The sequence below is a fragment of the Chitinophaga sp. Ak27 genome (genome assembly GCF_012726295.1).
GTDB lineage: Bacteria > Bacteroidota > Bacteroidia > Chitinophagales > Chitinophagaceae > Chitinophaga.
This window is the reverse complement of the sequence record NZ_JABAOB010000005.1, coordinates 153,146-172,125: the sequence shown is the minus strand read 5'-3', so window position 1 is coordinate 172,125 and position 18,980 is coordinate 153,146. Positions and strand designations below refer to the sequence as shown.

General features: G+C 43.7%; 13 protein-coding genes. 7 read left to right on the top strand and 6 right to left on the bottom strand.

What is annotated here, in order from left to right:
- Positions 1 to 69 precede the first annotated feature (69 nt).
- On the bottom strand, positions 70 to 2,052 hold the full coding sequence (gene gyrB, locus HGH90_RS18060; RefSeq protein ID WP_168766621.1) for a DNA topoisomerase (ATP-hydrolyzing) subunit B: 1,983 nt from the start codon (positions 2,050 to 2,052) through the stop codon (positions 70 to 72).
- A 123-nt stretch (positions 2,053 to 2,175) separates the two neighbouring features.
- The gene (locus HGH90_RS18055) at positions 2,176 to 3,855 is read right to left on the bottom strand and encodes a hypothetical protein (RefSeq protein WP_169191668.1); all 1,680 of its coding nucleotides are present in this window, start codon (positions 3,853 to 3,855) and stop codon (positions 2,176 to 2,178) included.
- 176 nt (positions 3,856 to 4,031) lie between these two features.
- Between HGH90_RS18055 and HGH90_RS32130 the strand changes: the two genes are divergently transcribed.
- Entirely contained in the window at positions 4,032 to 4,955 is a 924-nt protein-coding gene (locus tag HGH90_RS32130) for a helix-turn-helix domain-containing protein (protein ID WP_169191667.1), read from the top strand.
- Positions 4,956 to 5,456: 501 nt separating this feature from the next.
- Here the strand turns inward: HGH90_RS32130 and HGH90_RS18045 are convergent.
- A complete protein-coding gene (locus HGH90_RS18045) occupies positions 5,457 to 5,921 on the bottom strand; it encodes a PepSY-like domain-containing protein (RefSeq protein ID WP_168766624.1) in 465 nt (154 codons plus the stop codon).
- 256 nt (positions 5,922 to 6,177) lie between these two features.
- Between HGH90_RS18045 and ileS the strand changes: the two genes are divergently transcribed.
- Both ileS and HGH90_RS18035 read left to right on the top strand, forming a co-directional pair.
- The gene (gene ileS / locus HGH90_RS18040) at positions 6,178 to 9,504 is read left to right on the top strand and encodes an isoleucine--tRNA ligase (RefSeq protein ID WP_169191666.1); all 3,327 of its coding nucleotides are present in this window, start codon (positions 6,178 to 6,180) and stop codon (positions 9,502 to 9,504) included.
- A gap of 6 nt (positions 9,505 to 9,510) precedes the next feature.
- On the top strand, positions 9,511 to 10,569 hold the full coding sequence (locus HGH90_RS18035; protein WP_168766626.1) for a TraR/DksA C4-type zinc finger protein: 1,059 nt from the start codon (positions 9,511 to 9,513) through the stop codon (positions 10,567 to 10,569).
- Between the two features lie 93 nt (positions 10,570 to 10,662).
- Here the strand turns inward: HGH90_RS18035 and HGH90_RS18030 are convergent, their stop codons facing one another.
- Positions 10,663 to 12,183, bottom strand: coding sequence for a glycosyltransferase (locus HGH90_RS18030; RefSeq protein ID WP_168766627.1), 1,521 nt, complete (start codon positions 12,181 to 12,183; stop codon positions 10,663 to 10,665).
- A 208-nt stretch (positions 12,184 to 12,391) separates the two neighbouring features.
- Complete coding sequence (locus HGH90_RS18025) at positions 12,392 to 14,227, bottom strand: ABC transporter ATP-binding protein (RefSeq protein ID WP_168766628.1); 1,836 nt, start codon at positions 14,225 to 14,227, stop codon at positions 12,392 to 12,394.
- 192 nt (positions 14,228 to 14,419) lie between these two features.
- Here HGH90_RS18025 and rbfA point away from each other — a divergent pair, with 192 nt between their 5' ends.
- Positions 14,420 to 14,800, top strand: coding sequence for a 30S ribosome-binding factor RbfA (gene rbfA / locus HGH90_RS18020; RefSeq protein ID WP_168738626.1), 381 nt, complete (start codon positions 14,420 to 14,422; stop codon positions 14,798 to 14,800).
- Positions 14,801 to 14,824: 24 nt separating this feature from the next.
- Positions 14,825 to 16,048, top strand: a complete 1,224-nt coding sequence (locus HGH90_RS18015; RefSeq protein ID WP_168766629.1) for an FtsX-like permease family protein — start codon at positions 14,825 to 14,827, stop codon at positions 16,046 to 16,048.
- Between the two features lie 80 nt (positions 16,049 to 16,128).
- Here HGH90_RS18015 and HGH90_RS18010 read toward each other — a convergent pair whose 3' ends face one another.
- Positions 16,129 to 16,965, bottom strand: a complete 837-nt coding sequence (locus tag HGH90_RS18010; protein WP_168766630.1) for a transketolase — start codon at positions 16,963 to 16,965, stop codon at positions 16,129 to 16,131.
- A 163-nt stretch (positions 16,966 to 17,128) separates the two neighbouring features.
- Here HGH90_RS18010 and HGH90_RS18005 point away from each other — a divergent pair, with 163 nt between their 5' ends.
- Both HGH90_RS18005 and frr read left to right on the top strand, forming a co-directional pair.
- Entirely contained in the window at positions 17,129 to 18,271 is a 1,143-nt protein-coding gene (locus HGH90_RS18005) for a glycosyltransferase family 4 protein (RefSeq protein ID WP_168766631.1), read from the top strand.
- Between the two features lie 109 nt (positions 18,272 to 18,380).
- Complete coding sequence (frr, locus tag HGH90_RS18000) at positions 18,381 to 18,944, top strand: ribosome recycling factor (RefSeq protein ID WP_168766632.1); 564 nt, start codon at positions 18,381 to 18,383, stop codon at positions 18,942 to 18,944.
- Positions 18,945 to 18,980 lie beyond the last annotated feature (36 nt).

Here is an 18,980-nt window from a genome sequence, read left to right as displayed (position 1 = left end):
GAGATAAATAAAAAACCTTCCGCTGTTGACGGAAGGTTTTTTATTTATAACATTAACGTATATACGTAATTATGCATCGATTTTCGCATACTTCGCATGCGATTCAATAAACGCTCTGCGCGGAGGCACTTCATCTCCCATCAGCATACTGAATACGCGGTCTGCTTCTGCAGCGCTTTCAATAGTTACCTGTTTCAGGGTACGAAACTCAGGGTTCATGGTGGTATCCCACAGCTGCTCTGCGTTCATCTCTCCCAAACCTTTATAACGCTGAACGTTTACATTATCTTCTTTACCGCCGGCAGCCAGTTTAACAGTGGCCTCTTTACGCTGTTCTTCTGTCCAGGCATATATCTGCTCTTTCCCTTTCTTTACGAGATACAGCGGCGGTTGTGCAATGTATACATAACCCTGTTCTACCATGGCTTTCATGTAACGGAAAACGAAGGTCAGGATCAGCGTAGCAATGTGACTACCATCCACGTCGGCATCCGTCATGATGATGAGCTTATGATAGCGCAGCTTGGAGAGGTTTAGTGCTTTATCGTCTTCTTCTGTACCGATGGTTACGCCCAGGGCAGTGAAGATGTTCTTGATCTCATTGTCTTCGTAGATCTTATGCTCCATGGCTTTTTCTACGTTCAGGATTTTACCACGCAGCGGCAAGATAGCCTGGAAGTTACGGTTACGGCCTTGTTTGGCTGTACCACCCGCGGAATCCCCTTCCACCAGGTATAGTTCACATTTGGTAGGGTCGTTATCAGAGCAGTCGGCCAGCTTACCTGGTAAACCGCTTCCGGTCATCACGCTTTTACGCTGCACCAGCTGACGGGCTTTACGGGCAGCCTCACGAGCCTGGGCGGCTAATACTACCTTGTTAATCACCGTTTTGGCTTCCCTAGGGTTTTCTTCCAGGAAGGCATCCAATACGGCGGCAACGGAGCTATCTACTACCCCCATTACGTCAGAGTTGCCCAGTTTGGTCTTGGTTTGCCCCTCGAACTGCGGCTCAGGCACTTTTACGCTGATAATCGCACTCAGTCCTTCGCGGAAGTCATCTCCGGTAACTTCTACCTTCGATTTCTCAAATAACTTATTCTTATCACCATAGGATTTGAATACACGTGTAATGGCACGGCGGAAACCAGCCACATGTGTACCTCCTTCAATGGTGTTGATATTATTTACATAGGAGAAGATGTTTTCGCTGAAGGCATCATTGTATACCATAGCTACTTCTACAGATACGTTGGAGGCTGCATCATGTGCTTCCACATAGATAGGAGCCGGCAACAGCGGGTTACGACGGCCATTTTTATCCAGCATCTGGATAAACTCCTTGATACCACCTTCGCTATAGAAGGTTTCAGAGAAAATATTGCCTGCTTCATCTTTTTCCCGCTCATCAGATAAGGTAATCTTGATTTTGCGGTTCAGGTAGGATAATTCCCGTAAACGACCGGCCAGTATCTCACGGTTATAGGTAGTATCCTTGAAGATTTCACCATCCGGTTTAAAATGAGTAGTGGTACCGGTAGCTTCACTGTCGCCGATTTCTCTTACAGCATATTGAGGAATCCCACGATGGTATTCCTGTTGAAATATCTTTCCTTCACGTTCTACGGTTACATTCAGCACTTCACTCAGCGCGTTTACGCAACTCACACCCACACCATGCAAACCTCCGGAAACCTTGTAAGTGTTTTTATCAAATTTACCACCGGCGTGCAATACCGTCATTACCACCTCCAGTGCTGAGCGGCCTTCCTTAGGGATAATACCCGTAGGAATACCACGACCATCATCCTTTACCCGGATAGAGTTGTCTTCCAGGATGGTAACTTCAATATTCTTACAATATCCGGCCAGGGCCTCGTCAATGGAGTTGTCTACCACCTCGTAAACCAGGTGGTGAAGCCCCTTGATGCCAATATCGCCGATATACATGGCTGGACGCTTACGTACGGCTTCCAGACCTTCCAATATCTGTATACTCCCCGCATCATATCCGTTGCTGCTGGGGCTGGGTGCTTGCACTAATTCTTCGCTCATATGTTGGTGTAAAATCTATTAGAAATAAAAATGGTAGACAATCATGCAAAAATACGGAAAATAAGGCTTATTTCCACAAAAGAATGGCTGTTTTTAACAAGGGAGGACCCATCAATTTTTCCACTATAGATTTCCTGCACCAGCAATGTCTTTTACCCCTTTAAATAAAGTTTTCCACACCAGGTTAAAAAACGATTTCCCGGTATCCCGGGCCTGATGTACGGTAACTGTACGGACGGGCTCTCCCTTTAAGGGGTTACTGTCATTGATAATCATAATGTTAGCTATCAGGCTGGCTAATCCTTTGCGTTTGAGCTCCCTACTGCCCGGATCCTGGGTTAATACGGCTATTTTCAGGTTTTGATACAGCAGTTTTACAAACCCCTCTGCCCTCCGCTCGTCTCCCCTGATATTAAAGGTCAGATCATTGATATCGCAGGATTTGATTTCAATCATTCCCAGCGGCTTGCTCGCCACATTTAGTTCTTTCCCATTCATATTCTTTAGCTGGCCGGCAACGGCGAATTTACCCGACGGGTCGCTCAGGTCGAAGTTGAACCGGGCCGTCAATTTGCCACTGTTCATAAATACCGCATCGAAATTGGCTGTCATCTGCCGGTTTTCCGCCACTATGCTGTCTATATTGGTAATGTTACCAAACTGGCCATGTATATGATTAAAGTAGATGCTCCCCGTTTGATGAGTTTCATTGCTTAATTCAGTATAACTCAATTGCATATTATCAATGGTAACTGTATCTACATACACCGGGACCCTGAACCGTTGTAACAACTGTTGTGGATATTTCCCCAGTTTGTTACCGGAAGGCATCGGCTGCTGCCGGTCCCTGTATATCTGTATGCTACCGCCACTGATATCGATGTACGCTGCCCATATCTGCTGCTCCTGTAGCAATAGTTGCGGATGTAGCCTGTCAACACGGATTCCGGTCAGCAGTACTTCATACCGATCCTGTTGCACGCCTGTTTTCTGCTGAAAAACGTTGCTGTCATATCGCGGAATGAGTGCTGCCCGCTCTATATAAAGGGTGCGCATGGCGGCATCGTACCGGATACCATTTATATTAATCCGGTAAAGACTATCAGGCGTATTGCAGGAGTAATCCTTCATGCCAATTTCATAATTACGGGCATAGAGGTAGCGGGAAGGATCAATCATGGCGAGAGAGTCTATCAGTAAATCATTGACCTGAAGGCTTAAGTGTTCAAATTCATGGACCACCCGGGAGGAGTCCTGACGGATAAAAACATACTTGAAATGAGTGCTGTCCAACCGCAGCTTGCCTATGAACACGGACTTAATTTCCGGTGATAGCTGCTGCCACGCGGTTTTGGGTTGAGTACTATCCTTTACAGTAAGATTTTGTTCCAGTGTAATGTCGGGGTTGATAACGTTCACTGCGGCTGCATTGAGCTTACCAGCCAGGAAGTAGCGCCATGTTTTGAAATACTCCAGTTGTAATTTATCTGCACTGACAGTATACACATTTACCGGCGCCTGGTGCCGGGCCAACAGTCGCTGGTATACCTGTGTATCCGCTACCATGCTCACCTTTTCAAGGGTGAGGTTACCGGAAAGTACATCGAGTGACAGGTGTTGGAATTTTACTATATAGAGACTGTCAGACATACTGGCTACATATGCCGGCAGTTCTTTTTCCAATAGCTTTTTCCAGTGTTGATTAAGATACCAGCCAACACCTACGGCCACTAAGGCAAGTACCCCACATATGGCCAGCACTATTTTGGCCGCTTTCAATATATTAAGTCGTCCGGTGCCCATCGGTCAGGCATAAACGAAATTTATACCAGAAGCGCTGCCAGATAACTTTCCTGGCGAAAAGTGCCCGACTGCCGCTTTGTCGTTTTGTAAGGGGATTGTCAAACCCTGTTTCTTTAAAAAATGAATCCCTAAATTTGTGACTTCGTATAACAGCTTGGCATTAAAAAACAGGTAAAGTGAAAGAAATACAGGAAATATTGTCATTAGCTATTCCGCAGCCCGCCATGAGCGACCAGTTACAATTGGCCGAACAGGATAATGTGTCAGTGCCTGATTGTCTGGATTTTACATTGCAGCGTTTTATATATGACAAACCGTTGCCTGTTGAAGATGTGGCTATGGTAATTTACCAGCCAGCCAAAAGGGGGCAATCTGCCGCCATTGAGCTGCGGTACTGTGTTGCAGGCAGCAAATACTGTAAAAATCCTTCCTGTACCGATCAGCTTTGTTCTGAAGGTAAAAAAGAAGCCTGCGTAGACCGGGTACCTTCGGTAGACCTGATTTCGGTTCGGTTTCAACCTGCTTTCATTCAATCTTTACAGAAGGGAACTACTACCTCCTCCCTATTTGAAAATCAATCCCGCAAGCCTTTTGTGAAAACCATCCAGCCCTGTACTAAATCCAAGTCGGTATTGGAAACGATGGTACATCATGATTATGAAGGTATGCTCAAAAACATATTCCTTCAGAGCCGTGCATTGGACCTGTTACTATACAGTTCTGACCAGTTTATCGAAAATGATACCGATGAGCGCTATGGTTGCCGCTTCCTGACTCAACTGGAAGACCGCGAAAAAATAGAAAATGCCCGGGGTATTTTACTGGAACAGCTGGATTCTCCTATTACCATCCGCGACCTGGCCCGCAGGGTAGCCATGAATGAGTGTTACCTGAAGAAAGGTTTTAAAGCCATGTATGGCACTACCATTTATGATTATTTCCAGAAGGAAAGGATGGAAAAGGCCAAAGGACTGCTGTATGAAAAAGGAATGTCTGTTTCTGAAGTAGCCATGCTGATGGGATATTCCTGTATCTCTCACTTCTCCACTGCATTTAAAAAGCATACGGGATTAAAGCCGTGTGAATTATTGCTGCGCTAACCGGCAGTGATTGCCTGAATTTACTTTATTGTTTTCCGGAGATGCCTTTCTGAATGAAGTCCGCTTTGGTGGTGGTTATGGCTTCATTTTCCCTTTTCGATCATTAGTTTTCCCGATTCGACAAATCGAAGATAAAATATAGGTGTTTCTTTGTAACACGATAAGCAGATATCTATTTGCACTTCCAATAAGCTTCCTTAGATTTGACCATGGGAAGAGCTTTGCTGGCAAAAAGTATGTAAAGCCATAAATGACTTGCATGTATATCAAACACCATTGAATAAATGCATCTTGCCAGGAAAGCTTTTACCAGATTTTATAAAAGTCGTTCGCTTCTGCGAGCGACTTTTTGTTTTCAAAAATATTGTAAAAACAGCCGCCGTATAAAGAGGAATCCCTCTATATGGCGGCTGTTTTGTTGTTTTGCAAAAAAAGAAAACCCCGCCCAAAAGAGCAGGGTCTGTCCTATTTATCCCTATACCTATGAAATACGTGTTTGTGTTATTCAGTAATGGTTCCTGCTTCGTTCAACAGCACTGCCTTATCCGCACCATTATCCTGAATATTTACTTTGTAGTATGAAGCTACATCTGATCTCTCAATTTTCCAGCCATCTTTTATAGTAGCTGCCGGATATTTTGTTTTCAGTGTACCAGCCACTGATTCCGGGAGATTTTGAGCATCATAAGCACTTCTCGTGGCAATCCATTTGCCATCCGCGTCATACTCCGCAGTAGTGTTTATATTGTCTTTTTGGAAACTTGCTGTCCAATGTCCTGCACTTGTCTTTGTCCACTTAGCAGCTGATGTTCCCGCAAAATTCTGATCAAAAGAACTTTTAACTGCCGCCGGTGCCTGCACCGTTTTGGCAACTACCTTTGTTTTTTTAACTGATTTTTTTTGCTGTGCAAAAGTTATGCCGGAAGTGAATAGAACCGCGCAAAATATTAACGTCAACTTTTTCATATATCGATATGGTTTTTTTCGTTGGGTTAAAATTAACTACTAGGTTTTTCTAATCTTCCTGGCAAATTAGCTAAAACAATGCCAAAAACGTAATTTATATCCTCTTTATTGCAAAGTAATAAAAAAACAATAAAAAATGTCTAAAAAGCAGGTTTTTTGGCAAAGTTCCCTCTTTAGGAGCCAGTGTTATTTCTTAACTTTGCACAATTTTAATCATTTATTGTCTAAATAACATCAAAGGGCGGGGAATTGTTTTATGTCCAGCAAATATCAGGAATACAACCAGTTGAATTTACCTCAGATCGAGAAAGATATACTGCAACACTGGGAGCAGCACCAGGCTTTTGAAAAAAGCGTGGAAGAGCGTGAAGGCGCTACTCCGTTTGTGTTCTACGAAGGACCTCCAAGCGCCAATGGTTTGCCCGGTATTCACCACGTGATTTCGCGTACCCTGAAAGATCTGGTGTGTCGTTATAAAACGATGCGTGGTTTCCAGGTAAAGCGTAAAGGTGGGTGGGATACTCATGGTTTGCCTGTAGAACTGGGAGTAGAGAAGATGCTGGGTATTACTAAAGAAGATATTGGCAAAAAGATTTCCATCGCTGAATACAATGATACTTGTCGTAAGGAAGTACTGAAATATAAAGACAAGTGGGATGATCTGACCCGTAAAATGGGTTATTGGGTAGACCTGAATGACCCTTATATTACCTTTGATAATAACTATATAGAATCGTTGTGGTGGTGCCTGCAAACACTCTATAAGAAAGGATTCTTATACAAAAGCGTCAGCATTCAACCCTACTCCCCTGCAGCCGGTACTGGGTTAAGTTCACATGAGCTTAATCAGCCAGGCACATATAAAGATGTAAAGGATACCACCGTAGTAGCTATGTTTAAGGCATTACAGGCAGAAAATTCGCGGTTCCTGTTCGATGCTGCCGGATCCCCTGAGGTATTTTTCCTCGCCTGGACTACTACTCCATGGACACTCCCTTCCAATCTTGGTTTGACAGTAGGTGCCAATATTGAATATGTGCTCGTGAAAACTTTTAATCCATACACACATCTCCCTGTGAATGTAGTAGTGGCAAAAGTATTGTTAGGCAAATATTTCAAGGCAGAAGGTGAAAATGGCGGCTTTGATGCTTACCAGGAAGGCGATAAAGTGATTCCATGGAAGATTTTGACAAGCTTTAAGGGAAGCCAGCTGGAAAATATCCGTTACGAGCAGTTGCTGCCTTTTACCCAGCCTGAAGAAGGAGATCCCTTCCGCGTAATCCTCGGTGATTTTGTGACCACTGAAGATGGTACCGGTATCGTACATACAGCACCGGCCTTTGGTGCGGATGATAACAGGGTAGGAAAAAAGAATGGTATTGGCATATTGACGCTGGTAGACCGGGAAGGAAAATTCACTGATAATGTTGGCGAGTTCTCCGGCAGGTACGTAAAGAATTATAAAGATGATCCTGATTACAAAGATGTGGATGTTGATATCGCGGTGAAATTGAAGAAAGAGAATCGGGCTTTCAAGGTAGAGAAATACGAGCATACTTATCCACACTGCTGGCGTACGGATAAACCGGTTTTATATTATCCGCTGGATGCATGGTTTATCAAAACCACTGCAGTAAAAGACCGGATGGTAGAGTTGAATAAAACGATTAACTGGAAGCCGTCCTTTACGGGGACAGGCCGTTTTGGCAATTGGCTGGAAAACATGGTAGACTGGAACCTGAGCCGTAGTCGCTACTGGGGAACTCCTCTGCCTATCTGGCGTACAGAAGATGGAAGTGAAGAAATTTGTATCGGTGGAATAGAAGAGCTGAACGCTGAAATCCGTAAAGCCAACCAGGTATTAGGCGGTGAAGTGAATAAGTCTTACCTCCATGAAGGTATACTTGATCTGCATAAACCATATGTAGATGATATCATATTGGTAAGCCCTTCAGGTAAACCAATGCGCCGAGAACCAGACTTAATCGATGTTTGGTTTGATAGCGGTGCAATGCCCTATGCGCAATCACATTATCCATTTGAAGCTAAAGAGCTGGTTGATAATGGCAAGGCATTTCCTGCCGATTTCATTGCGGAAGGAGTAGATCAGACCCGCGGATGGTTTTATACCCTGCATGCCTTGGGTGTAATGCTATTTGACAGCGTAGCTTACAAAACGGTAGTTTCTAATGGATTAGTATTGGATGCGAAAGGGCAAAAAATGAGTAAACGCCTTGGCAACGTTGTCAATCCTTTCGATACCATTGAAAAATTTGGTGCAGATGCCACACGTTGGTACCTGATTACCAATGCTTCTCCCTGGGATAGTCTGAAATTCGATATTAAAGGTATAGGAGAAGCGCAACGCAAGTTGTTTGGCACCTTATATAATACCTATAACTTCTTCGCGATGTACGCTAACCTTGATAGCTTTACTTTCAAGGAGGCTTATATTCCGCTGGAAGAGCGTCCGGAAATTGACCGTTGGATCATTTCTGTGCTGAATACGCTGATTAAGGATGTGACGGCTAATTTTGATGATTATGAGCCTACCCAGGCAGGCCGTGCGATCGAGCGTTTTGTAGATGAACAACTGAGTAACTGGTATGTACGTCTTTGTCGTCGCCGGTTCTGGAAAGGAGAATACGAACATGATAAGATTAGTGCTTACCAGACCTTATATGAGTGTTTGGAGAAAATTACGCAATTGATGGCCCCGGTTTCCCCATTCTTCACCGACTGGATGTTTGGCAACCTGAATAGTGTCAGCGGGCGTAGTAAGGCTGGTTCCGTGCACCATACCGATTTCCCGATGGTTAATGAAGGGGCTGTGGATGCCGACCTGGAAGAAAGAATGCAATTGGCGCAGGATATTTCATCGTTGGTATTATCCTTGCGCAAGAAGGTGAATATCAAAGTAAGGCAGCCTCTGCAGAAAATCCTGATCCCGGTGTCAAATAGCCGGATGAAAGAACAGATTGAAAAGGTAGCCGACCTTATAAAAAGTGAAGTGAATGTCAAAGGGATTGATTATCTTACGGAAACGGAAGGTTTTATCAAGAAAAAGATCAAGCCTAACTTCAAGTCGCTGGGTGGCAAAATGGGAGCCAAGATGAAATCTGTGGCAGCCGCTATCGGCGGATTCACAGAAGCAGATATAGCCACCATCGAACGTGACGGCCATTTCAACCTGGTTGTGGAAGGCGAGCAATTGCAGATTCAACTCTCTGATGTTGAAATCATTTCTGAAGATATCCCGGGATGGACAGTAGCTAATAAAGGCGCTTTAACGGTAGCGCTCGATATTACTATTACTTCCCAGTTACAGGATGAAGGAAACGCCAGGGAACTGGTGAACCGGATTCAAAAAATCCGTAAGGATAGCGATTTTGCATTAACTGACAGAATCAATGTAACAGTGGAACGAGTGGATTCGCTCAACTCGGCCATTGTAAACTATAATGACTATATTTGCACGGAAATTTTGGCAGACAGCCTGGAATTAGTGGAGCAACTACAGGATGGTACAGAAATAGAGGTGAATGACCTTAAATTTAATGTATTAGTTAACAAAAAAAGCTAATCCCCCATGGCAACAAAAAAGAAGGTTGCTAGTAAAACGACCCAAAAGGCGGCTCCGGCGAAGAAAACTGTGGCCAAGGCAACACCAGCTAAGAAAACAGCTGCCAAGCCAGCGCCCGCCAAGAAAGCGGCACCTGCACCGAAGAAAGCAGCTGCTAAAAAAGCTGTCCCTGCAAAGACAGCTCCCAAAGCAGTCGCAAAATCAGCAGCAAAAAAAGCCGTGGTAGCCAAAAGTCCTGTGAAAAAGACCGCTCCGGCGCCTAAAGTTGCAGTGAAAAAGGCGTCAGCCATAACTAACAGTAAATCATCATCTGTCAAGAAAGTTGCTGTACCCGCAAAATCGACCGTTAAAAAAGAGCCTGTTGTAAAGCAGCAAGTGGTTACGAAAAGTGTTTCCGCTGAAAAAGAGAAACCATTTATTTCTAAGTCAGAAGAAAAAGAACTTAAAACGATGGCAGTAAAGAAAGCAGATACTAAGGTAGAAGTTGCTAAGGAAAAAGAATCCACAAAAAAGGCAGCTGAAAAGCCAGTTGTTAAGGCGGAAAAATCAGTGAAGGCGGAAAAATCCGAAAAACCCGAAAAAGTGGAAAAATCCGATAAAACGGAGAAAAAGGGCGGGAAAGCTACTTTAGTAACTTATCAGCCCGAATTTACCAAATCGGTATTGGATCAGCCAGCCACGCCAAGTGGTCCTGTATACAGATATAGTGATTCCGATCTTCAGGAGTTTAGAGAACTGATTCAGAAAAAACTGGAATCAGCGAAGAAAGAACTGATTTACCTGCAAGGCTTAATCACCCGTAAAGACGAAGCCGGTACTGATGATACCGAAAATAAATACATGAGCATGGAAGATGGTAGTGGCTCCCAGGAAAGAGAGCAGCTCAACCAGATGGCCAGCCGTCAGATTCAGTTTATCGATCACCTGGAAAAAGCCATGGTACGTATCGAAAACAAAACCTACGGTATTTGTCGTGTAACCGGTAAGCTCATCGATAAAGCGCGACTCAGAGCTGTACCTCATGCTACCTTGAGTATTGAAGCTAAACTGGCGAAAAGCAAATAACCCAGCGCATAACGCTGCATAAATTATAATAAACAAGGCGAATGATCACTTTGATCATTCGCCTTGTTTATTTTTTACGAACAGGCATAAGCCTTATGCCTGTTGCTGCCCCGACCTTCTCCTGGCTTTCTGCTCACGGGTGAGCAGGTATATTAATCCTGCTCCCGCTAACCCCACTAAGCTGCCCACACCTATGTTGCGTGCCTGCTTCCTGGAAATAGCCGGCAGTTTAATACCAAATTTAGCCGGACTAGCCTGTGCAATATCTAATAATGGCGCGAGTGACAATCCTTTAATGATTTTATCGGCAACCTTTTCTACAGCATTACCACGGTACTGTGGACAAAACGCAACGCCTATACCCGCTTCTGTCAATAGTTTCCGGTCAAGATGTCCATCACCGACGTAAATAATATTTTGTGTGTTGATATGAAATTGTTCCTTGATGTAAGGAAACATATTGCTCTTACAGTATTCTCCATCTTTCATGAAGTAATCGGCTTCACTGAATTCGCCGGTAGCTACGCTATTAATTAAGTGTAGTTTATTCGCCAGTGCGAAGTCCATTCCCAGCTTATTTTTGATATGGCGGGCCACCATACCAAATCCGTCTGTAACAAGACCACAGGCGTATCCTCTTTTCTTTAATTCCCGGACAATTTCCCTGATACCTGGCACTAAAGGAACACTATCAGCTACTTCCAGCAACTCCGCAATATTGCGTCCATCGAAAATACGGGCGCTCAATCGCATGGTAGTGATAGGATCGTAACGGGCAGATTGTATTTCATGCCAGGTATCTTCCTGGTCGAAGGCCACCGCGGCCCATTCAAGATAACTCTGTGTGAATACTGCCTGGTCAAGGTTGAAGATGACCATCTTTTGTAATTTATCAATAGATTCCAGGATGGAATATTCCATTTGTTCCCGGATCAGGTTAATATTTCCCAATGTTTCCAGGTTTTCCTGGGGAATATTTTCCGCCTTACGTAGAATTGTGCGGGATACTTCTCTCGACATCTTACTCAGTTGTTCCCAGGTTTGCATGGCGTTTTCCACTTTGCCGATATTTGCTTCTACGATGCGGGCGCCCAGATGATGCATATCTATCAGCAAACCAATATCTACTCCATAATCATTTTCGAAATGTACTCTCGATAGAAATGATTTGCGCGCAGCAATCATGCCGCTGAGTGGTTGCTGAAAATGGGACAGCTCGGGGTACAAAATGCTCAGCAGCGGCTTGGCCACCAATTGAGTGACCCTGCCAGCCTGCCTTTCAAAGTAGGATTTGACGAAGTCGGCTTCGTCTTTTTCAATAGGACCGGTTAATAGGTCAATTATATTATCTGGGTAAGTAAGAATATCGCCATCTACGTACGCGATGATTTCGTGTTTTGCAGCCATCATACCTTCACGCATGGAGATACCCTTTCCGCGCTGGCTGCTGGTAATTACCCTCACTTGTTCCTTCATGGCTTCTTCCACAGTATTATCCGTAGAATTATCATCTACCACGATGATTTCAATTTTGCGGGTCGTTTTTTTTACAGTTTTGATAACCTGGCGTATGGTAGCACCTTCGTTTAATACAGGAATTACGATAGATATCATAGGAGTTCGCTATGTTAAAAGGTTAGAAAATAGTGCTGCAAAGAGCTGGTGTTGGCATTATCAGGGCGCAATAATAACAAAAACCATACCTGTTGCAGTTATCCCGCAGCAGGGGCATTCAAATGTAGTTATACGTAAAATGAAGAACGTCCTGTACCGATACAGGACGTTCTTCATTTTACGTATATATTTTAACGTTAGGATTCCTTTATTTAAACTCCTGCATTTCCACCAGTTTATGATAGATACCATTCTGCTGCTGTAACAATTGTTCATGTGTACCGCGTTCTTTAATAATACCCTGGTCCATCACCACAATTTCGCTGGCAAACTGGATCGTGCTGAGGCGGTGTGCAATAACAATAGTGGTGCGGTTTTGCATCAATTTATCGAGGGCTGCCTGTACCAGTTTTTCGGATTCTGTGTCTAATGCAGAAGTAGCTTCATCAAGAATGAGGATAGGGGGATTTTTAAAGATAGCCCTGGCAATAGTAAGGCGTTGACGCTGTCCTCCACTGAGTTTGAGCCCGCGATCGCCAATGAAGGTATCATAGCCATTTTCCAATTGCTCAATAAATTCATGTGCATTAGCGATTTTAGCAGCATGTATAATCGCCTCTCTGTTGGCATTGGGGAGGCCGAAGGCGATGTTATTAAGTACGGTATCATTGAAAAGAATGGCTTCCTGCGACACTACACCAATCATGCTGCGGAGATCGTGCAGCTTGAAATCACGTATATCGGTGCCGTCTATACGAATAGCGCCTTCATTTACATCATAGAAGCGTGGCAGTATGTCGGCCATCGTAGATTTACCAGCGCCGCTACGGCCTACCAGCGCTATCATTTGCCCCTTTTTTATAGTGAGTTGAATATGCTTTAATACATCATGTTGTTCGTATTTAAAGGACACATTGTCGTAGGTAATGTTTTCCTGGAACGAGGTAATGGGAAGTGCATTGGGTTTTTCGGTAATACTGATATCAGCATCCAATATCCGGAATATTCTTTCACTGGCTACTATGCCTTTTTGCATCGTGGTAATAGCGGTAGAAATATTTTTGGCAGGTTGCATAATCTGTGAATAGAATACCAGGTAGGTCATGAAGGTAGCACCGTTCAGCAGATCGCTGCCATTGAGCACCAGGGTACCTCCGTAAATCACAAGGATAACAATCACGATTACGCCCAGGATTTCCGAGATAGGGGAAGCCAGTTCTCGTTGATTATACATGGCCTTGCTTACCTTAGTAAAACGATGATCTACCTCCGAAAATTTGTCCCGCATAAAACGCTCGGCAGTAAAGGATTGTATGATGCGGATGCCGCTCAGGGTTTCCTCTGTTACATTCAGGATCTTACCGAGCAGCTCCTGGCTAAACCATCCCTTCTGCTTTAATTTCTTGGAAACGTAAGAAATCAGTAATCCCGATACAGGAAAGAAAACAATAGTAAAAAGAGTGAGATTAACAGAAAGATAGAAGAGGGCGGCAAAGTAGCCTATGATAATAAAAGGATCTCTCAACAATATCTGGATAGCATTGATCACATTGCTTTCTATTTCCTGTACATCGTTCGTCATGGTAGACAGCAGATCTCCTTTTTTCTGCTGACTATAGTAGCCCATGGGCAGGTTGATGAATTTAAGGTATAAGCCATTACGGAGGCGTGAAAGCATGGTCATTTTCAACCGCACCATTACCCGGGCGCTCATATAGCGGCCTGCGTTGGCAATGGTAATACAAACGCCAATGACTGCACAAACGAAATATAGTGCACTTTGTTTAGAGCCGCTGGCCCTGATGAAGCTATAAAAATAATAGTTGAAAAGATCTACGAAATAGTTGATAGAAAAGGAAAAGGTGGGATGAGGCAAGGCATTAGGGACCTCTCCTACCTGGTTAAAAATAACGGTCAGTAATGGAATTAGCATAGCAAAATTGACCATGCCGAATATAATACCGATCAGCGTATATATAACATATTCCGGGATATAATGATGTAAAGGTGTGGCATATCCAAGTAATCGCTTGAATGTCTTCATTCCTGGTGGATTTTACTGCTGGCAAAAATAGCATAATTACGATATGGAGGGGTGTAATTGACGTTATTCTTTCCCAGAAATGGTTAATTTCGCACTTGACAGGCAGTTGGATGCTTGTTGGGTTTGGTGCGGTGCTGTAAATATGTTATTATCGTGCATAGGCCGTTTTACTAACGAATAAAATTGAATGAGATGCAGGAAACTAAAAGGCAGAAGCAAATAGGACAACTGGTACAGGAGGAACTCAGCAGTATCTTTCAGCGGATTGGGTTTAATGTAGTAGATGGAGGAATGATATCTGTTGCTACCGTAAAAATGACTCCTGACCTGCTGGAAGCCAAGGTATACCTGAGCATGTTTAAGATTAACGCTCCTAATGAGATGCTGGAACGTATCAAGGAAAGAATGGGAGAGATCAAGAAATTGCTTGGAATTGGATTAGGCAAACAGTTGCGTCGGATTCCGGAGCTTAGCTTTTTCCTGGATGATACACTCGATTATGTATTTAAGATGGAGGAGCTGTTCAAGAAGATCAAGGAAGACGATGCAAACATCAAGGATGGCAATAAGTAAGCGTTTGCCAGAAATTTAAAGAACATGGTTTGGCAATTTGCTTCCCGTTATTTCCGGGCAAAAAAATCTACCAATGCTATAAACATCATTGCCTGGGTAAGTGTGGTGGCAATTGCAGTCGGGGCGGGTGCCCTGATTGTGATTTTGAGTGTATTCAATGGTTTTGAAGGCCTGGTAAAATCCCTTTACTCTTCTTTTTATCCTTCTATAAAGATAGCGCCGGCTACCGGCAAAACAATTCTTCTTACGGCTGACCAGTTGCAGAAAATTTCAGCGGTTCCCGGGGTTGCACATTATTCGCAGGTAATAGAAGAAAAGGCTGTACTCCGTTACGGTGACGAGCCTACGATTGCTGTGCTGAAAGGGGTAGACAGTGGCTATAATAATGTAACAGATGTAAAAAGTCATATTGTCAGGGGCCGTTTCGATACGGGTGATAGTGTGGCTTACCGCGCCATCCTGGGATTGGAGCTCGAAGGAGCATTGGGGGTGGATGTGGTGCATAGTCTGGCCCCGGTAACGGTATACCTGCCCCGGAGAAATGTGAGTACATTCGTAACACCTGAAGATGCATTGAATAACGGCGTGCTTTATCCTACCGGAACGTTTGCGATTCAGCAGGAGTTTAATAGTAAATATGTGATTACCAATATTGAATTCCTGCGAAAGTTACTGGAATGGGGTGATCATGAAATGTCGGCATTGGAGATCAGTACCCCTGCAGGGGTAGATGAAAAACTGCTGAAGCAGCGGTTGCAGGTGCTGCTGGGAAAGGACTACAAGGTGCAAACCCGTTACGAACAAAATCAATCGTTGTATGCTATCATGCAAACAGAGAAATGGGCGGTGTATGTGATCCTAAGTTTCATTATGATCATTGCGGCGTTTAATATGATAGGATCACTATATATGTTAGTGATAGAGAAGCAGAAAGATATTACCATTTTAAAAGCGATGGGTGCGCGTAAGTCTTTGATCATGCGGATATTTCTGGCGGAAGGGTTAATTATTGCGGGAATTGGAACGTTATTAGGATTGGGTTTGGGAATAGGATTTTGCCTGTTGCAACAGCAATTTGGCATTATTAAATTAGAAGGGACTTCATTTCTCGTAGATGCTTACCCGGTAAGTATGCACGCGGCTGATTTTCTGCTTGTGTTTGTCACCATAATGATTATCGGACTGGCGGCCAGTTGGTATCCGGCCAGGCGTGCAGCTGTGGAGGCTATTGAGTTGAAAGCCACCTGATTGGGAAATTAATATATTAGAAAAGGCCTTCCCATTTATGATGGGGAGGCCTTTTCTAATATATTTAATTAGTTATACTATTAATAATCACCCAAGGTTTCGGGCAACTGAGCCAAAGCTTTGGCAAGTTGTTCATCACTGGGGGCAATACCATGCCATTCGTGGTGGCCTTCCATGAAATCAACTCCCTGGCCCATTACTGTTTTCATGATAATTGCAATAGGTTTGCCCTTACCAGTAAGGCTTTTGGCTTTTTCGAGGGTAGCAACAACGTCATCCATATCGTTGCCATTCATATGTAGAACCTGCCATCCGAATACTTCGAATTTGGCGCCTACATCACCGAGGCCGGCTACATCATCAGTAGTTCCATCAATCTGTTGACCGTTGAGGTCCACAGTAATGATAAGATTATCTACTTTATGGTGTGGCGCAAACATCACAGATTCCCATATTTGTCCTTCTTCCAGCTCTCCATCGCCATGGAGGGAGAATACCAGATTTTTATCGTTGTTTAATTTTTTAGCGAGGGCAGCTCCTATGGCCACACTCATGCCCTGACCCAGGGAACCGGAGGCAATACGTACGCCTGGCAGGTGTTCATGAGTAGTTGGATGTCCCTGCAGGCGGGAGTTCAGTTTGCGGAAAGTGTTGAGTTCCTGTACCGGAAAATACCCGGAACGGGCTAATGCACTATACAACACAGGTGAAATATGCCCATTGGAAAGGAAGAAAAGGTCCTGGTTTTTGCCATCCATATCAAATGGTTCGGGTTTATGGTCCATTACCTTGAAATACAATGCAGTCAGGAAGTCTGCGCAACCTAAAGAACCTCCGGGGTGTCCGCTTTGAACCCCGTGTACCATCCGTACAATATCTCTTCTAACCTGGGTAGCTATATCTTTGAGCTGTGGCATGATAGTTGATAAATTTTGTGCCGCAAAACTAATAGAATTTCGTAGAATTTGTGGCTGTTGAACGTTTTTTTTGCGATCTCAAAGTATTAAAAAACTTGATTTATTTAATGAATATTTTCACATTTCATTGAAATTAATATCTTTGCACAATCAAGCCCCACAAATGGAGAATGTATTAATTGCTACCGTCCTAAGTTTTGTTGTTACCTATTTTTCTATTCCAATACTGATTAGAGTAGCGGAATTAAAGCATTTATACGACGAGCCGGACGAACGAAAGACGCATAAACAGCGCATACCAACTCTGGGGGGAATGGGTTTCTTTTCCGGATTCATTATCGCTGCCGCTATTTGTGTACCCGCAATAGCGAATTCGCCGTTTCAATATATGATGGCTGCCTTCTTTATCATCTTTATGGTGGGGATGAAAGATGATATTGTGGGATTATCTCCCTTAAAAAAATTGATAGGTCAGCTGGCGGCTTCTTTCACTATCATCTACCTGGGTAACTTGCAGATTACCAGTATGTATGGCTTTATGGGAATCTATACACTGCCTCCCAATATCAGCCTCATGCTGACGTATTTCACCTTTATAGTGGTGATTAATGCCTTTAATTTGATTGATGGGGTGGATGGACATGCGGGTAGTATCGGATTATTGGTAAGTGCTGTTTTGGGCGCTTATTTCCTGCATGTAGGTGAAATTACTTATGCTGTTATTGGATTTGCCCTGGCTGGTGGACTCGCGAGCTTCCTTATCTATAACATCTCTCCTGCCCGGATTTTTATGGGTGATACCGGTTCCTTATTGATCGGCCTGGTAAATGCAGTACTGGTACTTAAGTTTATTGATGTGGCTGGCAACCCGGTAGGCAAAATGCCTATTGGCGCTACCCCTGCTGTTGCGTTCGCCATCCTGATCGTTCCTTTATTTGATACTTTGCGAGTTTTTGCTGTTCGTATGTTACAGGGGCGTTCTCCTTTTTCAGCGGACAGAAACCATATTCACCACTACCTGCTGGACCTGAAACTGAATCACCGTCAAACAACGCTGGTGTCTGTTGCCATTAATGCTACCTATATCCTGGGGGCATTTGTATTGCAGGGACTTGGCGCTACCTTGTTACTGATGGTAGTGATAGGCTCAGCTACCTTCTTTACCGGCATGCTATATCTGGCACGCAGAAAGAAACTGGCAGTAAAACCAATGCCAGAACCTGTTATCCAACCGGCATCTGTTGCCGTAAAGGAATCTACCAAGGTATTTCGTGTTACAACAGAAGGAGTATTACAGGATAAGTAAATAGCTTTCTGTAAGCGCTTTTGTTAGTATTTCTCCTGCTATTACAGGTGCGTTACTTTGACGATTAAAAGAAAACCTGTAGGTTTGCACGCACTTAACTATTTATGTTATGCAAGATGATCTAACGCTTATCATTGATGAGGCAGCGGACTCGATGAAGAAAGCTATCGGGCACCTGGAATTGGAGCTTACAAAAATCAGAGCCGGAAAAGCTAATCCGCAAATTTTAGATGGCATTTTCGTTGATTATTACGGATCGCCAACCGCATTGAACCAGGTAGCTAATGTGAGTATTGCCGATGCGCGAACCCTGACCATACAACCTTGGGAAAAAAACATGCTACAGCCTATTGAAAGAGCAATTATTGCTTCTAATATTGGGCTTAACCCTCAAAACGATGGTGTAATTATCCGTTTATTCCTCCCTCCTCTTACAGAAGAACGCCGGAGAGAATTCGTAAAAAGAGTAAATAACGAAGGCGAGCAAGCCAAAGTAGCCATCCGTAATATACGTCGGGATGCTATTGAGGCTGTAAAGAAATTACAGAAAGATGGCCTGAGTGAAGATACTGCGAAAGATGCAGAAGGAAATGTTCAGGCATTGACAGATAAAAATATTGTTCTGATCGATAAGCACTGCGAAGCGAAAGAAAAGGAAATTATGGCTGTTTAATAGTAGCCGGTCACAAAGAAGCGGAGATATCACCAG

Coding starts and splice junctions, on each gene's coding strand:
- HGH90_RS18005 (WP_168766631.1), top strand. CDS start 17,129: ATGGAGAATGTATTAATTGCTACCGTCCTAAGTTTTGTTGTTACCTAT.
- HGH90_RS18055 (WP_169191668.1), bottom strand. CDS start 3,855: ATGGGCACCGGACGACTTAATATATTGAAAGCGGCCAAAATAGTGCTG.
- frr (WP_168766632.1), top strand. CDS start 18,381: ATGCAAGATGATCTAACGCTTATCATTGATGAGGCAGCGGACTCGATG.
- ileS (WP_169191666.1), top strand. CDS start 6,178: ATGTCCAGCAAATATCAGGAATACAACCAGTTGAATTTACCTCAGATC.
- HGH90_RS18015 (WP_168766629.1), top strand. CDS start 14,825: ATGGTTTGGCAATTTGCTTCCCGTTATTTCCGGGCAAAAAAATCTACC.
- rbfA (WP_168738626.1), top strand. CDS start 14,420: ATGCAGGAAACTAAAAGGCAGAAGCAAATAGGACAACTGGTACAGGAG.
- HGH90_RS18035 (WP_168766626.1), top strand. CDS start 9,511: ATGGCAACAAAAAAGAAGGTTGCTAGTAAAACGACCCAAAAGGCGGCT.
- HGH90_RS18025 (WP_168766628.1), bottom strand. CDS start 14,227: ATGAAGACATTCAAGCGATTACTTGGATATGCCACACCTTTACATCAT.
- HGH90_RS18030 (WP_168766627.1), bottom strand. CDS start 12,183: ATGATATCTATCGTAATTCCTGTATTAAACGAAGGTGCTACCATACGC.
- gyrB (WP_168766621.1), bottom strand. CDS start 2,052: ATGAGCGAAGAATTAGTGCAAGCACCCAGCCCCAGCAGCAACGGATAT.
- HGH90_RS18045 (WP_168766624.1), bottom strand. CDS start 5,921: ATGAAAAAGTTGACGTTAATATTTTGCGCGGTTCTATTCACTTCCGGC.
- HGH90_RS18010 (WP_168766630.1), bottom strand. CDS start 16,965: ATGCCACAGCTCAAAGATATAGCTACCCAGGTTAGAAGAGATATTGTA.